The following is an 11,133-nucleotide window of genomic DNA, read 5'->3' as shown; positions in this document are numbered from 1 at the left end:
TTAATAATGGGGGTGTCTGGCAACTTTTAAGATCTGCCTGCTTAAGGGAAAGCTATCTTTTCTGATGGGACTGGCAGAGATAATATAATAGGACAAAAAGTAGATAATCCCAATTGCTAAAACTCCCATAGTTCCCCCAGTTCAAAAAATTAGGAGGCTTGCAAAAAATGCCGATTGGTGTGGCTGAATTTTTCGAAAACCAGGAAAATCGCTGTCCTGTGGTACTACTACTAGATACCTCTGGTTCAATGTCAGGGGAACCGATTAAGGCTCTCAATGATGGTATCAAAACCTTTCAGCAGGATGTGATGCGGGATACCCAAGCGACGTTGAGTGTAGAAACTGCCATTGTTACCTTTGGTAAGGGAGGGGTTAAAACCGTGCAAGATTTTGTCGGGATTGACCAATTTACGCCACCTACTTTAAGCGCAGGAGACTTAACCCCCATGGGACAAGCGATTGAATTGGCCTTAGATTTAATCGAAGATCGTAAAGCGATTTATAGAAATCATGGTATCCAATATTATCGCCCCTGGATATTTTTAATTACTGATGGTGCGCCTACGGATCAATGGAATCTGGCGGCGCAACGGGTAAAACAAGCAGAAGCAGAAAATCGGGTTTTATTTTTTTCTGTAGGTGTTCAGGGTGCTGATATGGAGAAGCTCAAACAGATTTCTAATAATCCCCCCGTGTTACTCAATGGTTTAGATTTTCGGGATTTATTTCAGTGGTTAAGTAACTCAATGAAACGAGTTTCTGGTGGTAAAATTGGAGCGGCGATCACTTTACCACCAGTGAATTGGGGACAAATTACCACCTAGAGGACAGTTAATTATGTGGAGAACATTATGTCAGTCGGTGGTCGGTAGTTTTCACGTCCAAACGGGATTACCCTGTCAAGATTATGGTGATTATAAGGTATTGGGTCAGGATGTTTTGATTGGAGCCGTGGCCGATGGGGCCGGTAGTGCCAAACATTCGGATTTAGGTGCAGAAATAACAGTTAAAGCAGCGCTGCAATTTTTAGAGGAAAATTTCAAAAAAACAGCATTAGCTGCCACTGGAACTGAAGCCGAATTAAAGGAAATATTCCGGCAACTGTTGGCTTATGTTCAGCAAATTCTCCAAGAAGAAGCCGAAAAAGAAGAGTTAGACATTAATGATCTAGCGACAACTTTACTGGTTGTTTTGGTTACTTCAAAACGGTTAGCATCGATGCAGATAGGAGACGGTTTTATTGTGTTCAAACCTCTGGGAGGAAATTATCAGTTATTGTTGCAGCCTGACAAGGGGGAATACATCAATGAAACCACTTTTGTTACTTCTAGTAATGCTTTGGAGGATATGCAAATAAAAGTTTTAAATGAGCCAGTTGCGTTTATTTGTGTGGCGACAGATGGAGTGGAAAAGGTATCGATCGATTATAAAAATTGGCAGCCTTTTCCGCCTTTTTTTCAGCCATTAGAGGAATATTTGCAACAGACAGAAACTCCGTTGAATGAAGACCTCAAAGAATTTTTAGAGCGGGAGGATTTAAATAAGTTAACAACCGATGATAAAACCTTACTCCTAGCTTTTTGTTTAGAAACCGGGTTTGTTTGACAAACCCGGTTTCTGACTCTGGTTCAACCCAACCTATGATAAGACTATGGACTAAGTAAATCATGAAAATTGACGAATTACTCAAAAACAAACGAGAAAAAATTATTGCTATTGCGGCTAAACACGGCGCAAATAACGTGCGAATTTTTGGTTCTGTTGCACGGGGAGAAGCTGACGAAAAAAGCGATATTGATTTATTAATTGATTATTGTAGCGAACGTCGGAGTCCCTGGTTTCCCTTGCCGTTAATCCGAGAACTTGAAGCCTTGTTAGGCTGTAAAGTTGATATTGTTACCGAACAGGGACTTAAAGATAGAATCAGAGAGCGGGTACTAAAAGAAGCAATACCACTATGAGAGATGATAGCGAACGCTTGCGGGATATTTTAGAAGCAATTGAGCGTTTAGAAAAGTATGCTCGACAGGGAAAAACCCTGTTTGAACAACAAGAATTAATTCAAACTTGGATTGTCTATCATTTACAAATTATTGGTGAAGCAGCTAGAGCAACTTCTCAAGAATTTAAAGCAAGATATCCCGAAGTTCCTTGGCGAGATGCCAGCGATCTAAGAAACTTAACTATTCATGAATATTTTCGTATCAATCTAGAGATTATTTGGGATATTGTTAAAAATGACATTCCTCCTCTAAAAGGACAAATCGAAGCTATTTTACAGGAATTGATTTGACGAAACCCAACTCAATTATTAAAAAATGTTGGGTTTCACTATCGTTCAACCCAACCTACGATGGGACTAAGGCACTACCTTGGAAGCTAATATTAACGAATCTACCTCAAACAATGAAGTACGAATGGGATCAAGACAAGAGCGACGCTAACTTAGAGAAGCACGGACTGAGTTTTGAGGATGCACCGCTAGTTTTTGGTGGTAAATGTGTTACCTTCGAGGATAGCCGTTTCGTTTATGGTGAGATAAGATATATTACGCTTGGCAAATTGAAAGGTCGAGTTGTCTTAATCGTCCATACCCCTCGCTCTAATAAAACTCGTATAATCTCAATGAGAAAGGCAAACAATCGTGAGCAAAAAATCTATCAAAAGCGACTTGAAGAGAATTGATGCGATGACGGATGAGAATATCGATTATTCTGATATTCCGCCGTTAGGTGATGAATTCTTTACCCAAGAAACAGTATCTTTTTCGACATCAAAGCAGCAATTAACCATCCAACTAGATCAAGATATATTAGAATGGTTAAAAGCTCAAGGGAAAGGATATGAGACACAAATTAACTACATCTTGCGGGAAGTGATGGAACAGCAGCAGCAGTAAAAAACAATGAACCTGATTTGATTACATCTACCCCAAACAATCGTGAGCAAAAAATCTATCAAAAGTAATCTGTAGGTTGGGTTGAGGAACGAAACCCAACTTAATTATTAAAAAATGTTGGGTTTCACTATCGTTCAACCCAACCTACGATGGGACTGAACAGCATAAATACTCGGAGATTTTTTGATGTCTTTAACTTATCGCTGTCAACTACAGAATCGCTTGATTACCCTGACGCAAGAATTGGCCAACAGTGGCGAAGCGAAAGTATGGCACACTAACTTTAATGGGTACTTAGCGAAAATCTACCACAATCCCCATAATGAAAGTATCTGTAGGTTGGGTTGAGGAACGAAACCCAACTCAATTATTAAAAAATGTTGGGTTTCACTATTGTTCAACCCAACTACGATGGGACTGAACAGCATAAATACTCGGAGATTTTTTGATGTCTTTAACTTATCGCTGTCAACTACAGAATCGCTTGATTACCCTGACGCAAGAAATGGCCGACAGTGGCGAAGCGAAAGTATGGCACACTAACTTTAATGGGTACTTAGCGAAAATCTACCACAATCCCCATAATGAAAGGGTTGATAAATTACAGTTAATGGTGAGAAATCGGCCTGGGGATCCTAATGCTCATCTTAACCATATTTCCTTCGCTTGGCCCTATTCTATCTTAGAAGATAACCAGGGAAAAGTCGCTGGTTTTTTAATGCCAGAAGTGGTGGGTTCAGAAACATTATTAAAGCTTTGTACCCCCAAATTGAGAAAACAATACAAGTTAGAAACTAATTGGTATTTTCTTCATGTAGTAGCGCGGAATATAGCCGCTATTATCCAAGCAATTCACCTTAAAGGTTATGTTTTGGGAGACATCAAGCTAGAAAATATCTTGGTGAATAATCGGGCGTTGCCTACAATTATTGATACAGATTCATTTCAAGTATCAGATCCCTATAGCGGTAAAATATATCGGTGTTTAGTTGGCTCAGAAGGATTTACACCGGCGGAATTAATCGGAGTGAATCTAGCAGATGTAGATCAAACAGAAGTGCATGATCGCTTTCGATTAGGAGTTGTTATTTATTATCTATTATTTAGCGGGCCGCCGTTTCGGGGATTGTGGCAAGGAGGAGGGGATTCCCTGGAACAGTCGGAACTAATTCGACGGGGACTCTGGCCTTTTTCTGGGGATAAATTGCTTGTACCTAGTAATACAACAATCCCATTAAATATTTTACATCCCGACTTACACGCCTTATTTTTGCGCTGTTTTAATGAGGGACATAAATTCCCCCACAGACGACCGACGGCTAAGGAATGGTGCGATACTTTGGAAGTTGCATTAAATGAGGTTATACGCTGTGGCAAAGTTGATAATCATTACTACAGTCGCAGTTACGGAAAGTGTTATTGGTGTGAGCGATTTAGTGATTTAAATTTTGATATTTTTGCAAGCAAAAGTATCGCTACTGTGACATCTACACCGTCACCTAAAGTAGCTCCACCACCTCCCCCAATATCGATTAAATCATCTCCTTCACCTATACCTCCTCAAAGATGGTCGCGTCGTAAAGTCTTAATAAATTTGGGGTTAGTTACAGTAGGGACAGTCGCTAGTAATATTTTCGCTCAGTTGTTTCGTCAGAATCCTACTCCTCCTCCTTCTCCAAGTCCTGTATCTGTCAGGTTTACAAAGCCAACCCCATTTACAGAAAACCTACCCAAGGGAATAACACTGGAAATGGTGAACTTACCAGCAGGTCAATTTCTCATGGGCTCTCCTGATAGTGATCGCGATGCTAGGGATTGGGAAAAGCCTCCACACCAAGTTAAAGTCAACAGTTTTGCGATTGGGAAATATCCAGTCACTCAGGCACAATATCAAGCGGTAATGGGAACAAATCCCTCTCTCTTTAAAAATAATCCCCAAAATCCGGTAGAAAGTGTTAGTTGGAACAATGCTCAAGCTTTTTGTCAGAAATTGAGTCAAATAACCGGGAAAACCTATCGCCTCCCCACAGAAGCGGAATGGGAATATGCTTGTCGTGCGGGGACTACTACTCGCTATTATTTCGGTGATGATGCTAATCAGTTAGGAGATTACGCTTGGTATAACGGAAATTCTCAGGGGACAACTCATCCTGTGGGCCAGAAAAAGCCCAATGCTTGGGGACTCCATGACATGAGTGGCAATGTTTGGGAGTGGTGCGAAGACGATTGGCACGATAACTATATCGGAGCGCCAAAAGATGGCAGTGCTTGGCTGACAAATGATAATGATTATCAAATAGTGCGGGGCGGTTCTTGGTTCGACCTTCCGGTTTTCTGCCGTTCCGCTTTCCGCAGCTTCGACGATTGGCGCGCCGACCTCTTCATCTTCAACGGTTTTCGCGTGGTGTGCGGTGCCGGGAGGACTCTGTAACCCTTTTTCTCTTTTTACCCTTTTTTACCCTTTTTTACTTTTTCTCTTTTTCCCGCCTAGTGGCGGGTCGATTTTTTTGAAAAAATTGAGGTAGTGTTAAATTTTGTTAAGGACAATGAAAAATGAAACAGTTATCGGTTGTTAAAAAGCCGTGGGTTGGGTTGAGGAAGGAAACCCAACCCAATGATTTAAAAATGTTGGGTTTCACTATCGTTTGGCCTAACCTACGATCAGACTACGGACGAAAAAGTGAGCGCCGATCTCCTAGGGTGTGTTAATGTTGGTGTAGCCTACCAGCCGACTTTACATGGCGGGTTACTGTAACCTTAACGATCTTAAGTGTTTTGTCAAGGATAATTTGGGGGATTTTGCTCACCAATGAAACAAGCTATTACAGCGAAGGTTGTTAAAATAACCACCAACAAGGCCGAAAAAATCTTGTTAAATTCTGGTTTTAAGAAAAAACAAGCTCAAGTTATCTTAAGCAAAATTACTAATTTTTGTCAACATTGGAAAATTCTTGAAATGTCTTTATTTGGTTCAGTATTAAGGGAAGACTTTCGAGTTGATAGTGATATTGATGTTCTTTATAAGTTTGCTCCCAATCATGGCTGGGATTTGTTTGATATTGTTCAGATGAAAGAAGAATTAGAGGAGATATTCGGACGCAAAGTTGACTTGGTTAATCAAGAGGGACTGAAAAACCCCTATCGTCGTTACGAAATTTTAAAAACTCATCAGCTAATTTATCGTCATGAACAGTCGTGAGGCTGGATATCTTTGGGATATGGTCGAAGCTATTACTAATATCCAAGAATTTATTCAAGATGTTTCTTTGGAAGAATATTCCAAGAGTCTTTTGTTACAAAGTGCTGTGGAAAGATAATTAGAAATTTTAGGAGAAGCAGCCCGTAGAATTCCTGAGACTTTTCAACAAAAACACACCAAAATTGATTGGAGGGGAATTATTGGCCTCAGAAATATTATTAGCCATCAGTACGATCAGGTTCAACCAGAAATTGTCTGGAATATTATTACAGTAAGACTTTCTCCTTTGCTAGAACAATTGCAGTCTCTATTGCCACCATTGCCCCAATGATAATAATTTAAAAAATTAAGTTAATGGCAGATTATGACTGCTATCCTCTCTGGGTAATCGATCAAATAGGTGAGATAGATTTCTCGGAATTACCCTTTAGCAGTGAACAGTAAACAATTATCGCTTAGAATGAATTGTAAAGGTTACGAAGCAGTAGTTTTTTTTGATGACGAGGCGGGTATCTTTCACGGTGAGGTGGCCAACGTCCGAGATGTTATCACTTTTCAGGGAGAGAGTGTAGCGGAATTGCAGCAAGCTTTTGCTGATTCAGTGGAAGATTACTTAGCTTTTTGTGCCGAGCGTGGGGAAAAGCCAGAAAAACCTTTTTCTGATAGTTTTCTGTCACAGCCACACCCGAAATTACACCAACAAATTTAGCAATAAGTAGGCTGGTTTGAGGAACGAAACCCAACCCAATTATTTAAAAGTGTTGGGTTTCACTATCGTTCAACCCAACCTAAGCTCTTTATTCTCTGAGATAAAATAAAGGTTGAATGATGCAATTCATCTGCCTAAAAACGTGCCATCACCTAAACTGCCTGATTCTGCTCAATCAGCCGTAGGTTAGGTTGTAGGTTGGGCGTGGTGGCGTGGTGCGTGGTAGATGGGAAATTGATGGGTAGGGGCGAAGCATTCGGATAAAAAATCTAGGATTTCAGCGATAGGTTATGCCCAAATGCTTCACCCCTACAGTGATTTTCTGTAATTGAGGAATAACTGTTGCAAAAGGCGGTTCAAAATTCATTGTCTTAATTATGATTGAGGAAAAGGGAGAATAATATAGCGAATAACTGTTCCTAGTAAAGCTGTTCCCAAGATGCCGATTAACGTCCAAATCTGGGCTTTCTGAGAGCCTTTTAATTCTTTTGTATCTTCTTTTACTCCTTCAATATCTTTTTCTAAACTATCGACTTTTTCCTCTAATCTCGCCTGTACTATTTTAATATCCATAACATCTTTTTGCAGATTATCTAACTTCTGATTAATTGAACCTAAAATTTCCTTGAGGTCTTGTTCAATAGTAACTGACATCTGATGATTCTCCTAATAATGATAGTTATCAGTATTATTGTCTATCTTGTCTCAAGTGCTTGCCAAACATTGCGCCTCATTTTCCCCTGCTGCCTTCCCTCATTGTTGCCCTCCCCCTCCCATTATCTCCACTAATTTATGAGCCGATAATTCCTGATTAAGCCAATCCTTTCTCAGCCAACCATTGAGGATTATATAAACGAGATTGATAACGGGACCCACCATCACAAAGAACAGTAACGATGGTGTGGCCCGGTCCCATTTGTTTAGCCAAAGCCACGGCAGCACCGACATTAATACCCACAGAACCCCCCATAAATAAACCATCTTTTTGTAATAGTTGATAAACAACTTTAATGGCAGTGGGATCATCAATTTGAATGGCATCATCTATGGGTGAGCCTTCCATATTAGCCGTAATACGACTATTACCAATCCCTTCAGTAATTGAACTACCTTCCAGGGTAATTGTCCCGGTTTTCACATAACTATATAAACCGCTACCCATCGGATCCGCCACCACACAACGCACCTGGGGATTTTGGTCTTTTAAAAACATCGCCACCCCCGCATAGGTTCCCCCGGTTCCCGTGGCAGCCACCCAAGCATCAATTTTACCGTCGGTTTGTTCCCAGATTTCCCGGCCGGTGGTTTCGTAGTGAGCGCGACGATTAGCCAGATTATCGAATTGATTGGCCCAGATAGCATTTTCCATCTCACTGGCCAATCTCCCCGATAATTTAACGTAATTATTGGCATCTCGGTAGGGAACGGCGGGAACAGTACGCACTTCTGCGCCAAGGGTTCTTAAGAGGTCGATTTTCTCTTGGGATTGGGTATCGGGAATGATAATCAGGCATTTATAACCTTTAGCATTGCAGATATGGGCCAAACCGATGCCAGTATTGCCGGCGGTTCCTTCGACAACGGTTCCCCCCGGTTGGAGAGTACCGGCTTTTTCCGCTTCTTGAATAATATATAAAGCGGCCCGATCCTTGACCGAACCACCGGGGTTAAGGAATTCGGCCTTACCGAGAATCTCGCAGCCGGTTTCCTCGCTAAAACTATTGAGACGAATTAGGGGAGTATTACCCACCGCATCGACGAAACCATTTTTAATATCCATAATCTGTTATTTTTCGTGCTGTTCCTAGGCTGAGACGATTTTTTGTACCAAGGGATGACGCACCACATCGGCCCGCGATAGGTAAGAAAAAGCGATCCCTTCTACTGATTTTAGGATTTTTTGAGCGGCAATTAACCCCGATTCTTGTTGTTGCGGTAAATCGGTTTGGGTGACATCTCCGGTTACTACCATGCGCGAACCGGATTCCAAGAGAGTTAAGACCATCAATGCGATCGCACTTTCTCCACTGGGGAATTGAATCGTTGGCCAATTTCTACCACTTTAGCAAAATTGTTGTCTTTGCTGGAAATATTGATTAAATTGGAAGTTTTTTAGCTGTGATTAGTTACCTAACCTAATATAGTGGTGGCGTTCTGTAAGGAGTCCCGCCGTGACTAACAATTCCCTCGATCCTTTAACTATTGGCAATACGATTAATACTGCCTTCCGTCTTTATCGTGATCGCTTCCAAACTTATGTATTCTTTGCTGTCCGCGCCTGTTTGTGGTCGCTTCTTCCCTTAATTTTGCAATTAATTCTCAGTCAATTACTTTATCAAACAATTACCCCCGAACAAGGCAGCGATATTGGTTTACGTTTATTTCTTTTCCCAGTACAAATTTTCTCGGCCGCTAAGTATCTTTTCAATAGTGCGGTTATCTCACGATTAGCTTTTCAAGACATTATTTATCAGCCAGAAACTGCCGGACAAGCGGAAAAAAAAGTTAAGCCAAAAATGTGGCGCTTGTGGTGGATGCAGGTTTTGATCTGTTTGTTGGGAGCGGCAATAATCTTGCCGATAACGCTGTCTCTGGTGCTAGTAAGTTTTATCCCCATCCTTGGTGTATTGCTTATTTTACTGGCTTTTTTCTGTCTTCCTTTTTTCTTCCTTTGGTTATCTGCTCGCATTTACATTGCCGAATTGCCCTTAGTAATTGAAGATAATTTAGGCAGTTGGCAAGCAATCAAGAGAGGTTGGCATTTAACTAAAAACTCGGCTTGGAGAATTGTGGGGCTGATGCTGATATTTATTGCCAGTTTATTAATTATTTCAGTTTATCTTCTGTCAGGGGCTTTGGCTTCAATTCTCTTTTTCTTTTCTGTCAAAATTCTCTTTTCCTTTTCGGTCAATTCTTCGGAGTACTGGCAAACGCTCGCAGAAAATCCTCTTTTTTTCCAACAAATGGCGATGTTTCCCTATGGTCTGACTACTATTTTCTTACTTCTGAATATTTTATTAGTTCCTTTTTGGCAATCTCTCAAAAGTGTGATCTATAATCATCTTTTAGACCAGAAAAAAATGATGGGGGAGAATACTAATAACTGAGCAGCTGTTGATGTAAACTAAGACGCATTTAAACCGCTTATTCTTAGATTAGTTGAACTTCCCCCAATCCCTTTACTGTTGCCTCTTGTCTCGTCTCAACAAGCAATTTATCCTAAATCCGTTGAGTAACCCACAGAAAACGGGCTTCTCCGAGAAACCCGTTTTCTACTCATGCAAGAAAAAGGGTTACAAAGTCCTCCCAGCACCGCACACCACCCGAAAACCGACGTTGAAGTTGTCGGAGCGGCGGTTGAGGATGCCGCGGAAAGCGGAACGGCAGCCATACGGATCGTCGGGCCAAGAACCGCCCCGCAGAACTTTATCTGCCTGATTTTGCTGTTTTTTGCTCTTTTTTATCTCCTCATAATTTTCGCGCCAATCATCTTGACACCACTCCCAGACATTTCCGTGCATATCATATAAACCAAAGTCGTTGGCGTAGAATTGCCCAACAGGGGTGGTTTTTTGGAGATTGTTATTATAGTTGGCTAAATCTGGGGTAAGAATTTCCCCAAAGTGATAGGGGGGGTAGGTTTCTCCTTTGTCGAGATTTAAGGGTTTGGTTTGCGCTCGACAAGCGTACTCCCACTCAGCTTCCGTTGGTAGCCTATATTTTCTTTTACTTAATTTGGATAGCCTTTGGCAAAATTCTACGGCATCTAACCAACTTACCATTTCAACGGGGTTTGTGCTGCCTTTAAAATATGATGGCTCTGGGTTTAAATCTTGCTCTACTTTTAAATCTTCTCTTTGGGCAATATATAACCATTGAGCTTGGGTAATGGGATAAATACCCATCAAGAAGTTTTTCAGGGTGACGTTGTGTTGCGGCTTTTCACTTTTATCACTGCTTTCTTGTTCTGAAGAACCCATTGTAAAGGTTCCCGATGGTATTTTGACTAATTCTATGTCTAGTTCATCGGTGAGTTTTTCTCTATAGATTAAAAGACGTTTTTGGGTCTTTTGGATGATTATTGTAGGCATAAGTAGGGTTGACTGAATAAATATAAAATATAGACGAGGTAAGGGTTTTAGTGTTCTGTATCGGCCCGCGTCCTGTAGGGGCGAAGCATTCGGGCATAACCTATCGGTGAAACCGTAGATTTTCTATCCGAATGCTTCGCCCGTACTTTTTCAGCAAGCCCTAAGTAAGTGATTATAATTAAATTAAAAATTGATTGTAGGGTTGATTCATGAATCAACCCTACCTTGATAAGGG

The 11,133-nt window shown here is 41.0% G+C and carries 15 protein-coding genes and 3 pseudogenes; 13 read left to right on the top strand and 5 right to left on the bottom strand.

Annotated elements, in window-relative coordinates; all coding sequences use genetic code 11:
* Positions 1-167: 167 nt before the first annotated feature.
* The 12 genes from IQ242_RS07575 (at position 168) to IQ242_RS07525 (ending at position 6,807) form a co-directional block, all read left to right on the top strand.
* The gene (locus IQ242_RS07575; RefSeq protein ID WP_193959542.1) at positions 168-824 is read left to right on the top strand and encodes a VWA domain-containing protein; all 657 of its coding nucleotides are present in this window, start codon (positions 168-170) and stop codon (positions 822-824) included.
* Between the two features lie 13 nt (positions 825-837).
* Positions 838-1,605, top strand: coding sequence for a PP2C family serine/threonine-protein phosphatase (locus IQ242_RS07570; protein ID WP_193959541.1), 768 nt, complete (start codon positions 838-840; stop codon positions 1,603-1,605).
* A gap of 62 nt (positions 1,606-1,667) precedes the next feature.
* Complete coding sequence (locus IQ242_RS07565) at positions 1,668-1,961, top strand: nucleotidyltransferase family protein (RefSeq protein WP_002770523.1); 294 nt, start codon at positions 1,668-1,670, stop codon at positions 1,959-1,961.
* Positions 1,958-2,293, top strand: a complete 336-nt coding sequence (locus IQ242_RS07560) for a DUF86 domain-containing protein (RefSeq protein WP_052276537.1) — start codon at positions 1,958-1,960, stop codon at positions 2,291-2,293. The genes IQ242_RS07565 and IQ242_RS07560 overlap by 4 nt, the downstream gene beginning before the upstream one ends.
* Positions 2,294-2,406: 113 nt before the next feature.
* The gene (locus tag IQ242_RS07555; protein ID WP_002772034.1) at positions 2,407-2,685 is read left to right on the top strand and encodes a BrnT family toxin; all 279 of its coding nucleotides are present in this window, start codon (positions 2,407-2,409) and stop codon (positions 2,683-2,685) included.
* Positions 2,686-2,689: 4 nt separating this feature from the next.
* Positions 2,690-2,899 (top strand): BrnA antitoxin family protein, encoded by a 210-nt coding sequence (locus IQ242_RS07550; protein WP_081417880.1) that lies wholly within the window; start codon positions 2,690-2,692, stop codon positions 2,897-2,899.
* A 186-nt stretch (positions 2,900-3,085) separates the two neighbouring features.
* Entirely contained in the window at positions 3,086-3,247 is a 162-nt protein-coding gene (locus tag IQ242_RS07545) for a hypothetical protein (RefSeq protein WP_158499339.1), read from the top strand.
* A gap of 100 nt (positions 3,248-3,347) precedes the next feature.
* On the top strand, positions 3,348-5,330 hold the full coding sequence (locus tag IQ242_RS07540) for an SUMF1/EgtB/PvdO family nonheme iron enzyme (RefSeq protein ID WP_193959540.1): 1,983 nt from the start codon (positions 3,348-3,350) through the stop codon (positions 5,328-5,330).
* 378 nt (positions 5,331-5,708) lie between these two features.
* Positions 5,709-6,098, top strand: a complete 390-nt coding sequence (locus IQ242_RS07535) for a nucleotidyltransferase family protein (protein WP_002795690.1) — start codon at positions 5,709-5,711, stop codon at positions 6,096-6,098.
* Entirely contained in the window at positions 6,085-6,216 is a 132-nt protein-coding gene (locus tag IQ242_RS26690) for a hypothetical protein (protein ID WP_255520617.1), read from the top strand. The genes IQ242_RS07535 and IQ242_RS26690 overlap by 14 nt, the downstream gene beginning before the upstream one ends.
* Positions 6,217-6,222: 6 nt before the next feature.
* Complete coding sequence (locus IQ242_RS25965) at positions 6,223-6,429, top strand: DUF86 domain-containing protein (RefSeq protein ID WP_272079423.1); 207 nt, start codon at positions 6,223-6,225, stop codon at positions 6,427-6,429.
* A 129-nt stretch (positions 6,430-6,558) separates the two neighbouring features.
* Positions 6,559-6,807 (top strand): type II toxin-antitoxin system HicB family antitoxin, encoded by a 249-nt coding sequence (locus IQ242_RS07525; RefSeq protein ID WP_002795687.1) that lies wholly within the window; start codon positions 6,559-6,561, stop codon positions 6,805-6,807.
* A gap of 375 nt (positions 6,808-7,182) precedes the next feature.
* Here the strand turns inward: IQ242_RS07525 and IQ242_RS07520 are convergent, their stop codons facing one another.
* The 3 genes and pseudogenes from IQ242_RS07520 to IQ242_RS07510 form a co-directional block, all read right to left on the bottom strand.
* Positions 7,183-7,461 (bottom strand): hemolysin XhlA family protein, encoded by a 279-nt coding sequence (locus IQ242_RS07520; RefSeq protein WP_159296268.1) that lies wholly within the window; start codon positions 7,459-7,461, stop codon positions 7,183-7,185.
* Between the two features lie 157 nt (positions 7,462-7,618).
* The gene (locus tag IQ242_RS07515; protein WP_079207361.1) at positions 7,619-8,587 is read right to left on the bottom strand and encodes a cysteine synthase A; all 969 of its coding nucleotides are present in this window, start codon (positions 8,585-8,587) and stop codon (positions 7,619-7,621) included.
* A gap of 24 nt (positions 8,588-8,611) precedes the next feature.
* Positions 8,612-8,812, bottom strand: a pseudogene (locus IQ242_RS07510) (PhoH family protein); the annotation flags it as partial.
* Between the two features lie 166 nt (positions 8,813-8,978).
* On the opposite strand from IQ242_RS07510, the pseudogene IQ242_RS07505 reads away from it, so the two are divergent.
* Positions 8,979-9,907, top strand: a pseudogene (locus IQ242_RS07505) (hypothetical protein).
* Positions 9,908-10,100: 193 nt separating this feature from the next.
* Here the strand turns inward: IQ242_RS07505 and IQ242_RS07500 are convergent.
* Together IQ242_RS07500 and IQ242_RS25960 are read right to left on the bottom strand one after the other, a co-directional pair.
* On the bottom strand, positions 10,101-10,898 hold the full coding sequence (locus IQ242_RS07500) for a formylglycine-generating enzyme family protein (protein WP_193959539.1): 798 nt from the start codon (positions 10,896-10,898) through the stop codon (positions 10,101-10,103).
* Between the two features lie 47 nt (positions 10,899-10,945).
* A pseudogene (locus tag IQ242_RS25960) lies at positions 10,946-11,133 on the bottom strand (hypothetical protein); the annotation flags it as partial.

Source organism: Microcystis sp. LEGE 08355 (genome assembly GCF_015207185.1).
Taxonomy (GTDB): Bacteria; Cyanobacteriota; Cyanobacteriia; order Cyanobacteriales; family Microcystaceae; genus Microcystis; species Microcystis panniformis.
Note: the sequence above shows the minus strand (reverse complement) of the source record. Positions and strands in the feature narration are given on the sequence as shown.